Source organism: Xylophilus sp. PBN-3R, from assembly GCF_057747805.1.
In genome coordinates, this window is record NZ_JBYLEE010000002.1 from 223128 (window position 1) to 242365 (window position 19238).

Annotated in this window: 16 protein-coding genes and 1 pseudogene; 6 read left to right on the plus strand and 11 right to left on the minus strand. The window is 59.9% G+C overall.

The window, feature by feature from the left end; genetic code table 11:
• The 3 genes and pseudogenes from AC3ANW_RS24240 to AC3ANW_RS24250 all read right to left on the minus strand — a co-directional run.
• On the minus strand, positions 1 to 1005 hold the full coding sequence (locus AC3ANW_RS24240) for a tripartite tricarboxylate transporter substrate binding protein (RefSeq protein ID WP_488345585.1): 1005 nt from the start codon (positions 1003 to 1005) through the stop codon (positions 1 to 3).
• 175 nt (positions 1006 to 1180) lie between these two features.
• A complete protein-coding gene (locus AC3ANW_RS24245) occupies positions 1181 to 2092 on the minus strand; it encodes a LysR family transcriptional regulator (protein ID WP_488345586.1) in 912 nt (303 codons plus the stop codon).
• A gap of 80 nt (positions 2093 to 2172) precedes the next feature.
• Positions 2173 to 2541 (minus strand): annotated as a pseudogene (locus AC3ANW_RS24250) (SDR family oxidoreductase); the annotation flags it as partial.
• Positions 2542 to 2591: 50 nt separating this feature from the next.
• Between AC3ANW_RS24250 and AC3ANW_RS24255 the strand changes: the two are divergent.
• On the plus strand, positions 2592 to 3446 hold the full coding sequence (locus AC3ANW_RS24255) for an SMP-30/gluconolactonase/LRE family protein (RefSeq protein ID WP_488345587.1): 855 nt from the start codon (positions 2592 to 2594) through the stop codon (positions 3444 to 3446).
• A gap of 143 nt (positions 3447 to 3589) precedes the next feature.
• Here AC3ANW_RS24255 and AC3ANW_RS24260 read toward each other — a convergent pair whose 3' ends face one another.
• Positions 3590 to 4546, minus strand: a complete 957-nt coding sequence (locus AC3ANW_RS24260) for a LysR family transcriptional regulator (RefSeq protein WP_488345588.1) — start codon at positions 4544 to 4546, stop codon at positions 3590 to 3592.
• A gap of 100 nt (positions 4547 to 4646) precedes the next feature.
• Here AC3ANW_RS24260 and AC3ANW_RS24265 point away from each other — a divergent pair, with 100 nt between their 5' ends.
• The gene (locus AC3ANW_RS24265; RefSeq protein WP_488345589.1) at positions 4647 to 5564 is read left to right on the plus strand and encodes a dihydrodipicolinate synthase family protein; all 918 of its coding nucleotides are present in this window, start codon (positions 4647 to 4649) and stop codon (positions 5562 to 5564) included.
• A 53-nt stretch (positions 5565 to 5617) separates the two neighbouring features.
• Positions 5618 to 6577 (plus strand): Bug family tripartite tricarboxylate transporter substrate binding protein, encoded by a 960-nt coding sequence (locus tag AC3ANW_RS24270; RefSeq protein WP_488345590.1) that lies wholly within the window; start codon positions 5618 to 5620, stop codon positions 6575 to 6577.
• A gap of 108 nt (positions 6578 to 6685) precedes the next feature.
• Here AC3ANW_RS24270 and AC3ANW_RS24275 read toward each other — a convergent pair whose 3' ends face one another.
• Genes AC3ANW_RS24275 through AC3ANW_RS24285 form a run of 3 tightly spaced genes read right to left on the minus strand, consistent with a single transcriptional unit; the run spans position 6686 to position 9175 of the window.
• Positions 6686 to 7201, minus strand: a complete 516-nt coding sequence (locus tag AC3ANW_RS24275) for a TniQ family protein (protein WP_488345591.1) — start codon at positions 7199 to 7201, stop codon at positions 6686 to 6688.
• Positions 7191 to 8057 (minus strand): TniB family NTP-binding protein, encoded by an 867-nt coding sequence (locus tag AC3ANW_RS24280; RefSeq protein WP_488345592.1) that lies wholly within the window; start codon positions 8055 to 8057, stop codon positions 7191 to 7193. Before AC3ANW_RS24280 ends, AC3ANW_RS24275 begins: the two co-directional genes overlap by 11 nt.
• Entirely contained in the window at positions 8054 to 9175 is a 1122-nt protein-coding gene (locus AC3ANW_RS24285) for a transposase (protein ID WP_488345593.1), read from the minus strand. Before AC3ANW_RS24285 ends, AC3ANW_RS24280 begins: the two co-directional genes overlap by 4 nt.
• 1136 nt (positions 9176 to 10311) lie before the next feature.
• Between AC3ANW_RS24285 and AC3ANW_RS24290 the strand changes: the two genes are divergently transcribed.
• The 3 genes from AC3ANW_RS24290 to AC3ANW_RS24300 are packed head-to-tail and all read left to right on the plus strand — an operon-like array spanning position 10312 to position 13870.
• The gene (locus AC3ANW_RS24290; protein ID WP_488345594.1) at positions 10312 to 11379 is read left to right on the plus strand and encodes an ABC-three component system protein; all 1068 of its coding nucleotides are present in this window, start codon (positions 10312 to 10314) and stop codon (positions 11377 to 11379) included.
• 2 nt (positions 11380 to 11381) lie between these two features.
• The gene (locus tag AC3ANW_RS24295; RefSeq protein WP_488345595.1) at positions 11382 to 11876 is read left to right on the plus strand and encodes a three component ABC system middle component; all 495 of its coding nucleotides are present in this window, start codon (positions 11382 to 11384) and stop codon (positions 11874 to 11876) included.
• Positions 11876 to 13870 carry a DUF3732 domain-containing protein gene (locus AC3ANW_RS24300; RefSeq protein WP_488345596.1) on the plus strand — a complete coding sequence of 665 codons (1995 nt, stop codon included), beginning with the start codon at positions 11876 to 11878 and terminating at the stop codon, positions 13868 to 13870. The genes AC3ANW_RS24295 and AC3ANW_RS24300 overlap by 1 nt, the downstream gene beginning before the upstream one ends.
• A 109-nt stretch (positions 13871 to 13979) precedes the next feature.
• Here the strand turns inward: AC3ANW_RS24300 and AC3ANW_RS24305 are convergent, their stop codons facing one another.
• The 4 genes from AC3ANW_RS24305 to AC3ANW_RS24320 form a co-directional block, all read right to left on the minus strand.
• The gene (locus AC3ANW_RS24305; protein WP_488345597.1) at positions 13980 to 14279 is read right to left on the minus strand and encodes a hypothetical protein; all 300 of its coding nucleotides are present in this window, start codon (positions 14277 to 14279) and stop codon (positions 13980 to 13982) included.
• 176 nt (positions 14280 to 14455) lie between these two features.
• Positions 14456 to 15415, minus strand: coding sequence for a DUF4435 domain-containing protein (locus AC3ANW_RS24310; protein ID WP_488345598.1), 960 nt, complete (start codon positions 15413 to 15415; stop codon positions 14456 to 14458).
• Positions 15408 to 16844, minus strand: coding sequence for an AAA family ATPase (locus tag AC3ANW_RS24315; RefSeq protein ID WP_488345599.1), 1437 nt, complete (start codon positions 16842 to 16844; stop codon positions 15408 to 15410). Before AC3ANW_RS24315 ends, AC3ANW_RS24310 begins: the two co-directional genes overlap by 8 nt.
• 458 nt (positions 16845 to 17302) lie before the next feature.
• Positions 17303 to 19228 carry a site-specific integrase gene (locus AC3ANW_RS24320; RefSeq protein WP_488345600.1) on the minus strand — a complete coding sequence of 642 codons (1926 nt, stop codon included), beginning with the start codon at positions 19226 to 19228 and terminating at the stop codon, positions 17303 to 17305.
• Positions 19229 to 19238: the final 10 nt, after the last annotated feature.

A 19238-nucleotide genomic window follows, 5' to 3' on the forward strand; every position in this document is an offset into this window, starting at 1 on the left:
TCACTCCTCGACCTTGACGCCGGTCAATTTGACGAGGTCGCGCCATTTGGCGACCTCTCGCTGCACATAGGTCCGAGTGGCAGGCACATCCAGTACACCTACGGGCTCGCTGTACTGGGCTTTCAGCCGCTGCAGCATTTCCGGTGAATTCATGATCCGGCCGGTGGCCTTGTTCAGCGCCAAGACGATGTCGGCGGGCGTGCCGGCCGGTGCGTACAGGCCGAGCCAGGTGTACAGGTCGAAGTCCTTGAAACCGGATTCCTTCAGGGTAGGCAGGCCCGGGAACACACTGCTGCGTTCGGCGCTGGTGATGGCGACCGGGCGCAGCTTGCCGGATGCGATAAAAGCCGAGACGCTCATCGAATCCTCGAATGCCATCGGCACCTGACCGGCAACTGTGTCGCTGATGCCGGGCGACGCGCCCTTGTAGGCGATATGGGTCAGTGGCAACCCGCTGGCGGTTCGCAGCAACTCGCCTGAAAGGTGGGTTGAACCACCCACACCGGCCGATGCGTAGGGCACGTTGGGCTGTGTCTTGGCCCACTTGATGAATTCGGGAACGCTGTGCACCGGAACCGCGGGATTGACCACCAGCAGATTGGGCGCCTTGGCCAGGATGGCCACCGGCTCGAAATCCTTTACCGGCTCGTAGTTGACTTTGGGTTGGGTGGCGGGTGCGATCACATGGCCGGTGGCGCTCACCAGCAGGGTGTAGCCGTCGGACGGTCGCCGCGCGACGTATTCGGTGCCGATTTGGCCCGCCGCCCCGGCCCTGTTCTCGATGATGAACGGCTTCTTGAACGTGTCGGTCAGTTCCTTGGCGAGCAGGCGGCTCACGATATCGGTCATGCCACCCGGCGCAAAGGCGACCACCACCGTGACCGGCCGTGAGGGGTAGTTTCCGGTCAGCGCATATGCGGGCAGCCCGGCAGATGCGATGGTCAGGCCTGCGAAGGCGTGGATCAACCGGCCCGTCAGGGCGGTGAAGCGTGATGGCTTTGCCACTTGTCTTGTCTCCTGTGATGTCCTGCCGCAAGCAGGTCTTCATGCCCGCCCCCGACGCTTCTCGAGTTTAGGAATCACGGGAGCAACGATCCATCCGAAAGATTCGAACGCGTGCTTTCATCTTTTGAAACGATACCGCCGGCGGTGTCGGTCGCACGACAGCAAGAGCGCAGAGTTAGCGGCCCTGGTGGCTGAGTAAAACGTTGGGGTCGTCCAGCAAGAACTGCATCATGGCTTTGGCGAACGACGGCAGCTTGGCCTCGTCCCTCACCACTAGTGTCAGCTCGCGCAAGGCCCAGGGTTCGGCCAGGGGAATGACTCTCAGGCTAGCGCCGTAACGTTCGTGCACAACGCTCCTGGGGACCAGCGCTACGCCCACACCCAGGCTGACCAGGGAAAGGATCGCGTCGAAGCTGTGGCCGTGCAGACGCGCGCGTAGCGGCTTTCCGGTCTTGTGGGCCATGTCGCGGAGAAAGAGGAAATTGCTGCTGTCCCGGTTCATGCAGACGAAGTCGAAGTCGAGCGCCGCGCCCAGCCGGACTTCCGACTGCTGTGCCAGCAGATGATCCGGAGGCGTCACGATGACCAGCCGGTCCATCGCATAACGGTGGACTTGCAGGCCGTCCATCGCGGTCGGGCCGGCAAAGATCCCGATATCGGCCTCGCGCGCCAGGATGGCACCGGGAATGGTCTCGCTCTGCCGTTCTTCAATGTCCGCATCGATGTCGGGGTTGAGAACCAGAAATCGTCCGATGCAGGTGGTTGCGAATCCGTTCAGTGCACTGCTGTTGGCGATCAGGCGCACATGGCCTTTCAGCCCGGAAATGAAGCGCCCGACATCACCGTGCATGCGCTCCACCCCCTCGAACAGTTCACGCACGTGCCCGAGCATCGCCTCGCCTGCCGGCGTCAGTTCCATCCCTCGCGGGTTGCGCACGAACATCGCCGTGCCCAGTGCGTGTTCGAGGTTCTTCAGCCGGTAGCTGGCGGAGGACGCGGTGATGTGGACGGCGGCCGCGCCCGTGGAAAGGTTCTTGGCCTGCGCGATTTCCAGGAAAAGCCGCAGATCGGTTAGTTCATATCGCATGGGACGCAGAGCATAGGGGAAGCGCGAATGCCGGGCCGGCAAAGCTTGTGCCTCCCACCCGCAGCAGTCTGGCGGGCACTTCAGGTCATGAGCCGGCCACCCGCAACGTCCAGCACCTGCCCGGTGACGAACCGAGCCTCGTCGGAAGTGAGGTAACAGCAGACATCGGCCACCTCGCCCGGCTCGCCCAGCCGTCGCAGCGGCGTGACCCGGACCACCGTGTCGTTGGCTTCCGCCGAGACCGACTTCAGCAGCGGCGTGGCGATTCGGCCGGGCGCCAGCGCATTCACGGTGATGCCGAACGGCCCCAGCTCGCCGGCCAGATGGCGGGTAAAACCGATCAGCGCCGCCTTGGTGGCGCTGTAGTGGCAGCCGACGATGTCGCCCAGGTAGGCCTTGCCGGCCAGCGACGACATCGAGACGATGATGCCGCGCGTGCGCTCGACCATCCGACCGGCTGCTGCAGGTCAACGCACTGCATGTCTTCGACGACAACCTGGTGTGGATCGTCGACCAGGGCGCGCCGGACCGCAAGCATGTGCTGCCCGGCGGGCAGAAGCTGCTCGCCTTCCGGCCGGACGGCAGCCTGGTCCATCGCCTGGCATTCGACGACAGCATCCTGCCCGAGGGCGCTTCGATGAACGACCTTCGCAAGCAGGGCTCGCGCATCTATGTCACCGACAGCGGGCTGGGCGGCATCGGGCTGCACGACCTGGCGTCCGGGCGAAGCTTGCGGCGGCTGTCCGGGCACCCGCTGCTCAAGGTCGATCCCGGCCGCGTGCTGAAGGGCTACGGCGGCCGGCCGCTACAGGACGCGCAGGGCAAGCGGCCGCAGGTCCAGTCCGATGTGATCGGGTTGTCGGCAGACGGGCGCTGGCTCTGCTGGGCATTTTCTGCGGGGCCTCTGCGCCGTATCGAAACCGCGGCCCTGTGGGACCAGGGGCAGGGCGACGCCGAGCTGGCTGCCCGCATCGAAACCGTATCCGACACGCCGTCCATCGGCGGCAGTGCCATCGACAGCCTCGGCAAGATCTACCTGGGGGACGTCGAGGCACGGCGCATCGCGGTGCTGACGCCGGATCGCAAGATGCTGACCCTGGTGCAGGACGACCGCCTGGTCGGCGCCGACGCGATCTGGATCGACGCCGACCGGCGGTTGATGGTGCCCGCGCCGCAGACCGAGCGCCTTCCGGAACATGCGGGTGGCGTCAATGGCCTGTGTCCGCCTTTCCTGGTGCTGGCAATGCAGCTTCCGAAGACCTTGCACGGGTATCCCCTCGGCGACGCGGTCTTCGTCCCGAATTGGCGGCGTAGCCCGCCCGAGCCCGGAGGGGCGGTGGCGCTCGGCACATAGGTGTTGAACTCGAAGTCAGGCGCAGGGCCGCGTCCCTCGGCCGTTTCCGTGGCCAGCAGGATATGGGCCTGGACGAAGCCGAACCCGGGACCCCTGATATTGGCGATGTCTTGGTTGCCCGCGTAGAAAGAGCATGCCGGCCGTCAGGAGCAGTTGCAATGAGCATCGCCCGCGCCGCCGTCCTGGTCGACTCGCTGGGGCGAAGTCCGGCCTACCGGAAATTTTGACTGTATGCATCGACGCAACGTTTCGGCCCCCAGATGCCTTGTCCCGCGTCGCCAGACCAGATGCATTTCGACATTCAACTCTTCGGCAACCCGCAGGGGCCTGAACGACACGCCGGCGTACGCGAGACGTGCGGACGACCGGGGCACCAGGGCCACGCCCAAGCCGGCGTCGACCAGGGAAATGATGGAATGGGTATGGCTGAGGGTCTGCACCGTTTCCGGCGCAACGCCTTCCTCCCGCATGCGGCCGGCAACAAGTTCGTAGAGGTAACGCGACTCTGACGGACAGAACGCAATGAAGGGCTGGCCCTGCAATGCGGAGAAAGGCAGGGCATCAAGCCGCGCCAGGGCGTGTCCGTTTGGCACCGCGGCCACGAACGGTTCACGGAACAGCACAGCGGATTCGATGAAGTTGCGTGGCGTGAAGGGCCGCACGATGCCGAGCTCCACCCGGTCGGCACCGATGGCCTCGAGCTGATCGGCGGTCTGCATCTCGCGCAGCACCACCTCTACCTCGGGCAGGCGCTCTCGCGCCGAGGTCAGCAGCCCGGGCAGCACACTGAAACTTGCCGCCGGGATGAACGCCATCGTCACGCTTCCGGCGTCGGCGCGCAGAGCACGGCGCGCAGCCACCGTGGCGGCCTGGCTGCGGCGCAGGATGTCTTCAGCCTCACGCAGGAAAACCGTGCCCGGCGGCGTCAGCCGGACCGCCCCGCCGGCCCGCTCGAGAAGACGCACACCAACTTCATGTTCGAGCAACTGAATCTGCCGCGTCAAAGGCGGCTGCGTCATGTTCAGGGAAACGGCCGCACGGCCGAAATGAAGCTCGGTGGCGACGGCCACGAAGCAGCGGAGTTGGGTGAGCTGGAACACGATTCAGATCTTGAATTGCGGCATCCCGTCTTTGGATTGGACGCTGCCGCAAATCCTTTCTAGATTCGAAGTTTGATGCGAATTTCACTCTGGAGACACGATGAGCTTCTTTCATGGCGCTGCACTGCGCGCTGCCCTGGACGGCATTTCCGGCATCCTGGTGACCCCCTTCGATGCCGACGACCGCATTGCCTCGGCGCCGCTGCAGCCGGTGGTCGACCGGGCCGTTGCTGTAGGCGTGCATGCGCTGGTCGCCAACGGCAATACCAGCGAGTTCTACGGCCTGACCGCATCCGAGGCAGCGCAGGCGGTGCAGATCGCAGCGGATTGTGTTGCGGGCCGGGTTCCGCTGCTGGCCGGCGTGGGACGCAGCGTGTACGAGGCCTGCGCTCTTGCACGTGTTTCACGAAAGGCCGGCGCGGACGCGCTGATGGTGCATCAGCCGCCGGACCCCTTCGTGGCACCGCGGGGCGTGGTCGCCTACGTGCAAAAGATTGCGGAGGCTGGCGAAGGTTTGCCCGTGGTGCTTTACCTGCGCAATGAAGGCATTGGCCTAGCAGCCATCGAGGCCCTGTGCCGCATTCCGCAAGTGGTCGGCATCAAGTGGGCCTCCCCTACCCCGCTGGTCATGGCCGAGGCGATGCGGCGCACTGCCGACCGCGACCTGGCCTGGGTCTGTGGCCTGGCCGAAGTATGGGCTCCGCCGCTGTACGCCGTGGGAGCAAAAGGCTTCACCTCGGGCCTGATCAATGTGATGCCGGAACGATCCGTCGCCATCTACACCGCCCTGAAAGATGCCGATTTCGCGTTGGCGATGCGCCTTATCTCGGAGATGGCGCCGTTCGAGGAATTACGCGCGCAGGAGAACAACGGTGCGAACGTGACGGTGGTCAAGGCGGCCCTGCAGATGATGGGTACCGACTGCGGTGCCACTCGCCCCCCCTCGGCCTGGCCGTTGACCGACACACAGCATGGCCGGCTGGCCGAACTGATGAAGGGCTGGCATTTGCTCGCCTGAGCGCTTCCGCCGCGCCTCTGTTTCGACTCTCTCATAACAATCAAGGACAAACCATGACACTACGCCGTTCGCTTCTGGCTTCACTGGCCCTGTTGCCGTTTCTGGGCAACGCCGTGGCGCAGACATTTCCCTCGCGGGCCATCACCATCGTGATCGGCTCCAGCCCCGGCAGCGCCACCGACGGCCTGGCCCGTTCGGTTGCACAGGAGATCACAAGAGCCACCGGGCAGGCGGTCGTCGTGGACAACCGCGCTGGCGCCTTCGGCGGAATTGCGGCCCAGTTCGTGGCCCATGCCAAGCCGGACGGTTACACGCTGTTCATGACCACCAACACGACGCAGGCGGCCAACCCGCACCTGCTGAAGAAGCTGAATTACGACCCCATCAAGGACTTCGCGCCGGTGGCCCTGCTTGCCAGGGGTGCGTTGCTGCTAGTCGTCAATCCGAATCTGAAAGTCAGCAACATCGCCGAACTGGTCACCCTGGCCAAGGCATCGCCCGGCAAATTGAACTACGGCTCGGGCAGCGCCTCTGCCCAAGTGTCCACCGAATTGTTCCAGCAGATGACGGGAACCAAATTCAACTATGTGCCGTACAAGGCCAACCCGCCGGCGGTCATGGATCTCATCGCTGGGCAGATCGACCTGATGACGGTCGACCTGACGACGACCCTGCCGCAGGTGAAGGTGGGCAAGCTGCGTGCGCTGGGTATCACCAGCCCGAAAAGGTCCGAGTTGATCCCCGACGTGCCGGCGATTGCCGAGGCCCTGCCGGGTTATGAGTTCAGTTACTGGAACGCGCTGTATGCACCGGCCGGTGCGCCTGCCGCCGTCGTTCAGCGGCTCAGCGAAATCACGCGCAGCGCCATGCAGGCGGCTGCGGTGCGCAAGGCGGTCGAGGAAATGGGTCAGGAGACGGCATGGTCGTCACCGGAAGACCTGGCCAGATTCCAGCTCGCAGAGCTCGACCGGTGGGGCCGCATCATCAAGTCGGCCGGAATCGCACCGGAATAGAAATCCCGGGGCCCGTGCCTCAGTCGTTCAAGGCGGGCGGCAGTTGTTGAGGTCAACAATGTTTGCTAGCGAGGTCAATAGATCGCGCTAGCAGGTCAACGAACTTCGCTAGCGCAGCTTTTCGGTGGCTTCATCACGCAGCCTGCGTTCATACCGGCCCACAAGGGCAATCAGTTGATCCAGATTTCGACAGGCCAACGCAGCACCTGAAGGTATGGCCCTGAACGCCAAACCATCTGTTGGGCAGTGGGCCATTTCGGGATCGAACCAGTCGCGGCGCCAGATGGGGGCCGTCACGTCGACCGCGTTCACAAATACGCAACGTGGGCAGTACCAGAGCGCTTTGCGTGCTCCCGCTGCCGCCGGCGGTACAGCAATTGCGCAGATGTCATCTCGGTTCATGCGCATCAATAAGGACAGCTTGGTCAACGCCTCACCGGGAAGGTAATCCAGCAGCAACCACCCTCGCCCGCCAAGCAGCCCGAGATCCAATTCAAAGGTTCGCTCGAACACATTGACAGAGAGTTTGTAGCGAGAAGCGATGCGCCCGATCCAGCTACCCAACACCTCACCCTCGAACGGTCGTGGCGCTACTGGCAGCGGTCGATAACCGTCACTCGCCATGTGCAGCGTGCTCCAGGTGTGCCAACGTGATCTGTTCACTGCCGTCTTTGATCGCCATGACTGCGGCCTCATTCAAGATCCGCGAGATCTCGCCGGTCAGGCCTCCACTTGCGGCCAATACGAACTGAACAACGGTTCGTTGCATCAGGTCCGACGGCTTTCGCAAAGGCATGAGCCGTTCGAACGAGCCCAGTAGTCTTCGGAGGTCATCGCTCTCCCGCCACCGAGGTATCTCGAACGGCGTAAAGCGGCTGATCATCTGAGGATCCGACGACAGGGCCCGTGGCGCATCGGATGTTCCGACGACCACAATGCTAAAGCGCAGGTCATTGGCCAGGAATTTCAGCAAGTTGAGGGACGCGCGCTGCTCCCGGTAGTTCCCAGCCAGCAGGTGATGCACCTCGTCCACGATCAGCATGCGGGGCGCTATGTGACGCAGGAGGCCGCGGGCGAGATGCTCCAGAACGTTCAAGCTCGCGCTGGCACTGTGCGGGGCGCCCAGCTCAAAGAGCAATGCCGAATAGAACCGATGCTGGTCAGGCGTTGCCGGCATCTGCATCGACACGACGTCACGTCTTTCCACTCCCTTGACCTCGTCAAAGCAATCCGGGTGGTCACGCTTGAATTTGGCCACGATCAATGTCTTGCCGATGTTCGAGTCGCCGTGCAGGACCATGCACGGCATGCGTTCACGCGGCGGCGTCTCCAGCAGTACCTCCAGCTTTTCAAGTGCCTGGCTGGCGCGTCGGTAATCGATCCATCGATCCCGGCGGAGCAACTGCAATCTCGCTGGCGCATCAAGCATTGCTTCTGCCCGCACGCTCGTGTGTAAATGCGTGAGGGCGGTGGGGCTCATGGCGTTGGCCAAACTTCGACATCGAACGGTTCCAGGGCTCGGTCGTAGTCGATTTCTTGAACGATCTCGTCTTCGGGCGGAGGTAACCATGGTTGGGCCCGGTGTTTTGGTTTCGGCTTGCGAGGTTCCTCGCGGCGCTGCAACCGAGTTTCAGCCCGAGACTGCATGATGATCAACCGCTGTGCTTCGATCGCCTGGAAGATCGACGATTCAGAGACGGTTTGGTTCTGACCGCGCAACATTCGACATATCGCGCGTTGTTCCCAGAGCGAGATCGCAGGGCGCCGTAGATCTGCACATCGTGCCTCCACGTAGTGCTTTCCATTGGTAGAGACGAAGATGCGGGACAGATCTTCAGGGTGGTAGCGAACCCGCACCTTCTTTCTCTCACCACGCCAGGCAGCGAACATCGGGTGCCAGTACCGGATGTGGAAGATGGTCACACCATCAGCCTGCACGGTCCGGCTAGTTAGCGGCATGAAGTGCACCAGCCAATCCCATGCAGCCTCAGGACCTGGTCGCAACTGCCGTGGCGCATGTACCTCGGTCATTGCTTCCCACGCGCTCGCAGGTGTTGCGCCCGTCAGTCCGCGATGTGCACTGTGGTGATACCGCTTCCCGATCTCGATGGCCAGCCAGCGTTCAAACTCATGGAGGGTCATGGAAGCGCCCTCCTCCGGCTTTTGAATCTTTCCAGTCCTTCGCGCCTTGACCGAATTCCCGGTCGAGCCTGGCAGCCCTTTGAGCCGCTGCATCAAAGTTCGGTTGAGCCGCTCGATGTGCCCACCGAAGTGGGGCCGACCGACCGGCCGGTACATGAGCTCGACGCCGTATTGGGAACAGCCCGCGCGCAAGGCTCTGCTTTTGAACTCGGCAGCGTTGTCTAAATGCAATACCGTCGGAATACCCTGCATTGGCCAATCCACCTCCGCGCCGAGCGCCGCAAGCCAAGGTGCCTTAGGCAAGGCGATCCGGCTCAGAAGAAGCGCCACAGTTCCCGCATTTGGCCGTTCCATCCCTAAATAGAAACCGACGACACAGCGGGAAGCGATGTCGATGGCCAGCGTCAACCATGGCCGACCCAATGCCCGGCGGAACCAGGGATCCACGACAAACACATCTGCTTGGGTGTGATCGATCTGAACGATGTCGAGTGCGGCTTTCGCGTTGAAGTTGCCGGGCGCCTTCGCCGCATTCGGATCTTTGGCCAGGAGCGCAGCCTGTTCGTCGCGGTACTCCGCCCAGCGATTCGCGACTGTATTGCGCGAAGGCTCTTTTAGCTTGGAGGCCTTGCAGTGGCGCCCGATTTCTTTACAGAGATCGAGGAGTGGATGGGCCAGCTGGCGTTGGCGTGGGAGTCAAAAATGCAGTGCCGCCTGGACGATGGATTCCACCCCAGGATCGATGCGATTCCCGGGCTTGGGACCATGGGCTTTATGGGCGACGGAACTGGCCACGGGATTGGCTAGAAACCGCCGCCGGAGCCGGTAGACGTTCGTCCAATGGACGTCCAGCAATGCCCCCGCCAAGGCGGCTTGCTTACGAGTCATCGGACCATTCCCGAGTGGCCTCAGCAAGCTGGCGATCTTCGTTTCACGCTCGGTAATTCGCGGGGACCTGGACATCGGCAGCGGCTCCTGAACAACGCGCTAGCGTGATTTGATGCCCTGGCAGGCGCGCTAGCAAGGTTTCTTGACCGCACTTGCGTTTTGTTGGCAGCGGGCAACATTCCTCCGCATGCCGAAGTTTGAAGATTACTCAATTACTTCAAGGAGTTAGGCTGGATTTTCGCTAGCAATCTTTGTTGACCTCGCTAGCAAAGATTGTTGACCTCAACACCGGCTGCTGCAGTGCAGCAGTCGGATTAAATAGGCCCAAAACTCGTGTACCAGTGCCACGGCTCGGCACTTCGAATAGGACCCCCCTCGCCGCGCACGGTCAGCAACCGCCCAGGTGCCAACCGCCCATCCCCAGCCGTCGCACATCTGCCTGCTCCAATCGCCGCAAAGCAAGCGTCAGTCGTGCCCTTCTTGAATTGAAACCGTGGGGCGATATCGATCGCAGACCAGTTTACGAATACTTGTAAAATTATGTATGTATCACCCTAGGGGATTGAATGCCGCAACCGTTAGGTAGGGGTGCTTCTCGAGCCCGACGAAAGACCGAAGTACCCGGTCAGGCTTTAGGCTTTGGGCTGCAGTACACCCGGCTCTTGCAATTGTTGCTACAGGCGTCTCCGGGCACGGCGTGCAGCATGGAGTACCTGGACGATGTCGCCCAGGAAAGCGTAGAGCGCGTCACTCTCACCCAGAGTAAGAGCGCGCTGACGGCCAATCCCGTGGCGGATAGGGCCAAGCCGCTCTGGAAAACCTTGTCGAACTGGGTCATGCTGGCAGCAGACGGCGGTTGCGATCCGGATCACACGGTTTTCGAGATCTACGTGTCCAGACCGGTGTCTGGCCTCTTGGTCGATGCCTTTTCTGCCGCAGGGACACCTGCGGCCGCAAAGGCTGCCCTTCTGTTGGCACGTACAACGCTGTGGGGAAATGCTCCGGGGTATCCCAAGCGCGATGTGGCCGCAGAGATCACGCCCTATGTCGACAACGTTCTCGGCGCCGACCCTACGCTGGTGGCGCGGGTGATCGAGAACTTCAGACTGACATGCGGTTCGGGCAGCCCCCAGGCTGACATCGAAGCCATCCTCAAAATGCATCCGATCTCTCACAGCAAGATCGGTGACATTGCCGATCACCTGGCGGGCATCGTCAAGCGCCGCGTCGACGAGTTACTCGAAGCGGGCAAGCCAGCCATCATCACTCGTGAGGACTTTGGGGTTTGGTACACAGCCTACGTCCAGAAGATTGACCGGGATCTAGTGTTGCAAAGCCATGCCAAGCGACCCAGCGACAAGGAGGCCAAAGGCCACCTGCCCAGGGTGTTCGTGCAGCAGCTTGACCTGATTGGCCTGCCGTTCGAAGACAAGCTGGAGGCGGTGAGCGACTACCTGATGGCTGCCGCGGACCGCACCGCATGGGCCGCCAGCGGCGACGTGGACGCGACCTCGTTCGACGAACTCGACACGAACCTTAGACGCAGCTGGAAGAACAAGCGGCTCACCTGCAAGGTGGAGCACTGGAATAAAGCCCTGGAAGCGCAGGGCCAGGCGCTCTATGCCGACTGCATGGACGTCAAAGTGCCCGTGCAGCAAAAGGGTGCACCCGACCATTTCATCCCGGGCTGCCTGCATCGCTTGGCTGATGACCTGTCCATCGGCTGGCATCCCGATTTCGCGGGTCAGCTCAAGCCCAAGAAGGCGGCATAACGATGCTGGCAAGAGAGGCGCAGAACGTCCAGAACCCTGCATTGGGCGCAGCCATCCTGTGGCGCTTTTGCTGCGCCTACGCTGAGAGCCATCCGGCGAACGCCCCGCCGGCATTGCCCACCCTGTTCGTGGTACTGCCGATCGTGCTACATCAAGCCACTGTCGAGCTGTTGCGCCGCACTAGGCCCAGTTCTGGGCTGCGAGCCTTTGCGGCCAAGTTTGGTGACACCACTGTGTCCAAGCAGGACCTGCTGCTGCAAATCCATGATCGGTCGATGCGCTGGAAAACCCTATCTCTGCAGTCGATCGAGCTGGCCGCGGCAGGGCGCCTACTACATCTGACCGAGGCCGGCGGCGTCCTGCCCCTGTCCAAGACTAAGGCACGCGGGCTGCCCGATGAAGTCAAGCAGCTACTGAGTGACGCGGAGAAGCTTGGCGTGTGGTGCGGACCGCTGACCTTGCACGAAATAACGACAACACTAAAGGTGAGACTCTAATGTTTTTCCAGATCCGCGCGATCCTGCTTTGGCCCCGCAATTCGGCCTTCAGGCCGCGTCGGCTACGCTTTGACCTAGGCAAGGTCAACGTGATCAGCGGCGCTTCGCGCACGGGCAAATCGGCGGTCATTCCTATCATCGACTACTGCCTGGGATCCAGTACCTGCTCTATCCCCGTCAACACCATCCGCAAGCACTGCGAGTGGTTCGGCATCGTCGTCGCGACCGCACAGGGCGACAAGCTGTTTGCGCGGCGCGAGCCTGGCGCCCAGCGCAACACCGACGACATGTTCCTGATGGAGGCCGAGTCAATCGACGCGATCCCGCACCGCATCGTCAAGAACACGAATGCCGACGCGGTGAAGCGACTGCTGGACGACCTTGCCGCTCTGTCAAAGCTGGACTTCGCCAGCGGCGAAGAATCGACGGGCTTCGATGGCCGGCCCAGCTTTCGGGACCTGGCGGCTTTCACGTTCCAGCCTCAAAACATCGTGGCTAACCCAGACGTGTTGTTCTTCAAGACCAACACTTACGAGCATCGCGAGAAGCTGCGCAAGATCTTTCCGTATGTGCTGGGCGCCGTGACGCCGGGGCTGATGGCCAAGCAGTTCGAGCTGCAGCGTACCCGGTCGGAGTTGCGGCGTAAGGAACGCGAACTCAAGGAGGCGCAGGAGGTCTCCTCGCGCTGGCTGGCGGATCTCACCGCCAAGTTCAGCGAGGCACAGGAGTTGGGCCTGACGCCCAAGCCCGAGCAGCCGCCGACGCGGGGGCAGATGATCGAGCTGCTAGAAGAGGTCGTTGCCCGCACGGACCTGACGATTACCGTCAGCACGACGACGATCTCCGAAGCGTTAAGTGAGCTCAACGGACTAGAAGCGGAAGAGCGCGAGGTGTCGCGCGAGCTGACCACGCTGCGCCACCGGCTGGAGGAGATGAACCGCATGCGCATTGGCGGTAACGAGTACGACGCGGCTATCGGTCTGCAGCGTGGCCGCCTACAGTTGTCCAGTTGGCTGATCGGCCACACTGCGGACGAGGCCGACTGCCCCATGTGCGGCAGCCACACCGCGTCGGCCCGCAGCAAGCTGAGGGTGCTGTCCGCCCGACTGCAAGAGGTCGAGGTGGAGGCCGGTATTGACAAGGAAGTGCCTGCGGCCTTCGATCGGGAACTGCAGCGTGTGACCACCGAGGTCGGCGTGACTACGGAGCGTCTTCGCTCGGTGCAAATCCGCAAGCGCGCGTTGTCAGGCCGCTCGAAAGAAGCCAGCGAGCGCCAGTTCGCGGCGAAGAAGGCTGAGCGCTTCGTCGGCAATTTAGAGGCCGCACTAGACCTACATCGACGCCTGGGCAGCGACAGCGGCCTGGTGGAAGAGGTGGCCAAGCTGCGCGAGGTCGTGCTGGCCCTGGAGGCTGCGTTGCGCGAACAGGATTTGGATGCGCGCAAGCGTCGCGCGCTGGATGCCGTCAACACCCACGCCGGACGACTGCTGCCGTTCCTCGATGTCGAGAACGCGGACGACCCCATCTCGCTGGAGATCAGCGACCTGACGATCAAGGTGCGTGGCACGGACCGAGATGACTACCTATCGGAAATTGGCAGTGGCTCCAACTGGCTCTCCTATCATCTTGCCATGCTGCTGGCGCTGCATCAGTTCTTTCTCTCCCAGGCGCACAGCCCGGTACCGGGATTCCTCGTGTTAGATCAGCCCAGCCAGGTCTACTTCCCTAAAAACCTTGTGCGGCGCCCCGATGAAGAAGAGCAGGACCTGCGTCTGCGAGACGAGGACATCGACGCCGTTCGCAAGGTCTTCGAGGTTCTGGGCAAGGTGGTGTTGAAGGCCGAGGGCAAGCTGCAAGTCATCGTGCTGGACCACGCAGGGCGCGATGTTTGGAGGGAGATCCCGGGAGTTGTCGGCCGCAAGGAATGGCGCGAAGGCGTCAAGCTCGTGCCAATAACGTGGTTGGCGGACAACCCTAACGGCACCGGTTCATAAACCATCTAGGCCGCGTGACACCGTTGCTGTCCACAACGGCCGTGATGCTGCCAGCGCGAGCGGCAGGCATACGGGTAGTGTCCATTGAGCTTGGCTGCCTGGAAGAGGCTCATGCCCGCTGCGGCTCGCTTATTGCTGCCTCTCGGCGCCGTGCCTGGTCCCATTGCGCATCAGTTGAGTTGGCAATCGCCGAAAGCGTATTGCTTGGTGGCATCAATGCGGCGATCGGTGCGCTAAGTTCCGACCCTGAAGTCGCGCTCAGCTTCCCGTGGGCAAGATCCCTGACTACGACGCTTCCATCAGGATCGACACGAACGATCGCAACTAGCCGATCAGCCGCGACCGCAACAACATCAGGACGCGCCAGGAATTGACCCATCTCCACCAACTCGCAGTTGAGTGGGCGCATGGTGACAGATTGAAGCGGTCAAACGCAAGGCTGTGCCTAATGAAAGGTGCCGCAACCTTAGCTAATCGGAATAGGCTGGATTGGGCCCGACGCAGTCGAACCCGCGTCTATCACTGCTCATTACACGTGCTACGCAAATTTTAATTGCGCCGGAGATGGTTTATTCGACAGAGCTGTCAGTGAAGGGCAGCAGCCGGCATATCCGCAAAAAATTCGCGAAGCGATGCTGGAACCTGGCAGGCCGAACCTAGAAGCCGAAAACGCGCGTCCCCGGTTAGGGTAAAACTTATCTTTCCTTTACCTATTCTGAAATGGATTGGCACATCTTTGTTCCGATCTTCAACTAGAATTTCCAAAAATTTCCGCATTAGTTCAAACCAGTATTTTCCCCGCCAAGCGGCTCTTGGATCGAGTTTGTCAAATTCTGCACGAGCAGCCTCCGCTTGAGAAAAGTCAAAATCCTCTGAAAATCTAACAATTCTTTTTGCGTCGTTGCCTTTATATAATACTTTAACATTCAAAGTCTCGCGATCAATAGAAAATACTTGTTTGTTATCATCGATGTCAATTAAACGAGATCCAATTTTTGCGGAGGCTCTTGTACGGCCAAAGTAAGCTAGCAAATTAATATCACGAATTTCTTCAATAAATTGTTCACTTATGGTCTTATATGCCTCAACACATTTTTCAAGATCGTCCAAAAGCTCGGGATCGTGCAAGCGGAGTTCGTTTGTCAGCAAAGAACGAACGACGCTGACGTCTGTAACTATATTCTCAATTGAATAAGTCGGCGTGCAATAAAGATCACGTCCCGCTGGGCTTTCTTTTAATCCGTCAAAGTCGGAATCGATAAAAAATGCAACTCCATCACCAAGCGCGGCTTCACAGGAATTCATGAGCAAGCGTCGCAATCCCAGAACAAAATCCTTGCCGTTTGCTACCATGGAAATATATGGTACATTGAAGTTACAGATGTTTGCTTGCGCAGAATAGAATCCTGGATCCTCAAATCCCTCGAAAACGAAAATCAATTTCTTCGCGTCTCTTGACCGAAGCTTATTAAACTTATGAAGCGCGACAATTGGATCTTTTACCGCCGCAGTCATCCTTTCGATCCGATTTAATGGTTCAGTCATCCTTGCGCTCCAACGTTTCGGGGCTTGCCGGCGCTAGTTTTTTCAATTCAATTTCCAACGAACCTGAAAATTTTGCAAGTGCATTCTGATAAATAAACGGAGAATGCGTAATTGCGATGAGTTGTCCGCAATTTGGGGTAGATGCGATATCCGGTAATAATCTTTGCTGCCATTCGATAGATAGGGAAAGCTCTGGCTCATCTATAATAATGAAATAACGCTTTTCTGGATCAAGCAACAAGCGCGCAAATACGCTGACAATTTGTTTCTCTCCAGAAGAAAGTGCGCCCAGCGGAAGTGTCTTGTGAGTATAGCGATTTACAACTTGCAGCTCGACGCGTTGCTTATCAAAAACGAGATCCTTTTCGGGTTCGCCTCCAATGGATAAGTATTCATTAATAAGATTTGCAAATCCTTCGATTGCTCTTTCTTCTTCTTGCCGCCCGGTATAAACTTGAAGAAGTTGAAGTAGAAATTTGTACAGCTGTCGATAGCGGGACGAATATATCTCGCCATTCTCAATGAGCGTCTGCAGGCGCGATTCGGCAGAACTACTTTGTTTTCCAATTCGCGCAAGAATAACTCTGATGCTCGCAAAATCAATCGTCTCCTTCAGCGGAAGGTTGGTCGATTCAACATTCATGAGTTCTTCAAGCGTCTCACCGCTACTTGAAGAGTACGCCTGAAGTGTTTCCCTCCTAATTTCAGTCGAAATCGCACGCAATCGATTCTCGACATCTTCTAGCCCAAAATTTATAAGCCGATCGGCATCCCAAGCATCTTTTGCCCGACCTCGCCTCGCTCCAGGTCTAGGTCGGCTTCTAAACTCGAAAAGGTCAGCTTCAATTCTTCGGTAGGTCGGGAGATAGAGAACAGCAATTTCTCCTAACTGTTTTTTTACTTGACTATACAAGCTATCGAAAGTGCCGCTTTTTAGCGCTTCTTCTGAAGCTGATTTAAATTGATCATATATCTCTTCCTTATCTAGTGGAGTATCGCGATATAGAATTCTGTATGCCTCCGAATTCTGAATCGCGTCATCGTCTCCAATTGCTATGGCATGCAAGGCTTCCATGGCGGCGCTATCGGATACACCGTTATCAAGAATAAATTGAAAATAGGATGACTGCCGGGCTGCCTCCGGAATTATGCTAGGAAATAATTCGATCTTTTTTGCTGACAATACCTCGCCAGTTGCCCATTCGAGTTCTAAACTTTCAAAATCAATCTTATATAAGGCAGCCTGTTTTCCCGCAAGTACCGCATAAAGAGAATTTAACAGTGAAGTTTTACCTGCACCATTCTCTCCGGCTATAATCTTTATTCTGCTACTTGAATACAAGCTAACGGTCTTGTAGCCATTAAGATTTCGAAGAGTGAATCTCTTTAAGATACTTGCACCGGACTTTTGATCAATAGTTTCATTCATGCCATGTCCTTTGATTCAAAAAATACATTTGATTAAAATTAACTGCAGTTGATGTTACGCAGGATTGAAATTACGTCTGCCAAAAGCGGCTTTAATCACTTGCATGATAATAATTTTTATTGCCCCGTTCGATATCAAAAGCGGACGCCATCCAGGGCATGTCGTCGTCGGCTCTTGTGAAGACAAGTGTAATTTTAAAAGGCCGGCGTAAGCGCGAAGATCACCCATCCAAAGCCCGGCATAACGGCAAAAAAATATGTGGTGTAGCTGCACGATATAGCGATCCATCTAAACCAGTTTAGTCGGTGCGGAGTTAGTAAACGGCATCGCGAGCCGAAGCAGCCTGGACAAGATTTTGGAATGACTACATACCGAACTCCCATGTTTGCTATTTTTTGATTGTCAGGCGCGTAGTTGGACAAGACGTCCTTTCAGCGGTTCTCTTATTTAGGCGATGGCTAAACAGGACTTGCAAAGCCCCAAAACCCTTCCATCGCCTGCACCCGCTGATCCCGTTCGGTGCTCAAATATCCCGACGTCGTCGAAATCGACGCGTGCCCAAGATTGTTCCGCACAATCTGCACCCCCACCGGTGTCCGCCCCGGCCGCCCATTGACCGCATGCGACCCATGCGAATGCCGCAGCCAATGCACGCTGGCCCGTCGCAGCGCAGCGGCATCTCCAGGCTCCAGTCCCGCCGCACAGTTGGTCATGAATCGCTTGATCGCCTGGTACAACCCCGAGGTCGACCAAGACGTCAGTTCCGAGGCAACTTCATCCAGCACTGCCAACACGTGGATCTCCCGGTTGCGCTCATCGAGCGCATCGTCCGGCCGCAGCAGCCGATCCAGCTCGGACCCCAACTCGTCCACTAGGTGCCCCGGCACCGGCACTTGCCGAATCCGTCCCCCCTTGCCGCGCACGGTCAACAGCCAGCCTGGCGCCAGACGACCATCCGGCCGCCGGACGTCGACCTGCTCCAGATCCCCGCAAAGTGCCGCGGTCATTTCAGCCCGCCGCAGCCCCGTCGCATACAGCCACGCAATGGCCCGCGCGCAGCGTCGTACCGCAGCGGACTCAGACACTAGATCCAGCCGCACCCGGCTTTCAATCAGATCCCACTGCGCAAAGCTCAACGTCCGCCCGGAACCGAGCACCCTGCCCTCCTCGCGCGGCCGCGCCAACGCCGCGAACGGATTACCCACTAGGTAGTTCTGCCCGGTCAGAAAGGCATACAGCCCCTGCAGGATCGTGATCGACTGGCGCAGTGCAGCCGCCGATAGTGGTCCTTCCAACGGCCGCCACAAGGCTGACCAACGCTGGCGATGCCGCGGCCCACACCAATGCTCCGGCGGCGATTTCAGGAAGGCCACAAAGGCCTGCACGTCCTCCACGTTGAGCGAAGACAAGGCCTTGCCTCGCTCCAGCACCGCCCACAGCAACAGCCGCTCGGCCTCCTTGCGGTAGGACCGCTGCGTGGAAGACAAGGTTTCCCCGTCGTGGCTAGCGCCGGCCTTGCTCGACAACCAAGCGCCGATGGCGGCATGGTCGTTGTCGGCCGCCAGGAGGCATAGGTCCTTGGCCGCCCGGTAGCGGCCCCTGCCGCCGTTGAGCTCGACCGGCACCAAGAATTTTTCGTACGGAACAACGGCAGTCGCCGCTGGCACCACAAACGACAGTGCCTGTGGCGTCAGCTCGGTCCGCCGGCGAGCCACATGCGCGCCCACCCGCAATCCTAGTGAGGCTTCGTTCTCGCGCATCCATTCCAAGATGCGTTCGCCCTTTCCCTGTCCGATGCCGGGGATGTTCAGCCACCAGCGCGCGCCGATGCCATTGATGCGTTCCGCCAGCGCGAAGAGGTTCGGCACGCCTGCGCGCACCAGCCGGGTGGCTAGCGCCGGGTGCAGCCAGGCGCCCACTCCATCGGCCGGCCGCGGCGCTTGGGCAACGAGATCCTCCAGCCAGCGCAGCGCTTCAAGCTGCCGGTCGATTAGCCGTGCACGCCGTGCCGCCCGCCCCCGTCCGTCGCCCTCTGTCGGATACGCCGCTACATAGGCCTCCACCTGCTCCGCTTCAGAAAACTCGTCCAACCCCTCGGCCGCCGCAAACGCCTCGAGCGTCGGCAACTCCGCCCCCGTGCCAATCTGCCGAGCATCGATCCGCACCAGCCGTGCGGTGCCCGGCCGCTGCTCGCGCTGGGCGGCTGCAGCGAACAGGTCGCGAATCCAGGTGACGGTGCGCCGCACGGTCCGCACATCGGTGTGCTCGCCTTCCAGCCGCAAATATCGGTCCCAGCTGTCGCGCTCGTCCAGGCCTTGAGCCAGGCAGCGCATAAAAGCAAAGTGCGCCCGCGAGAGTTTTCGCGTCTGCGGCTTCACGGCCATCTCGCAGCCC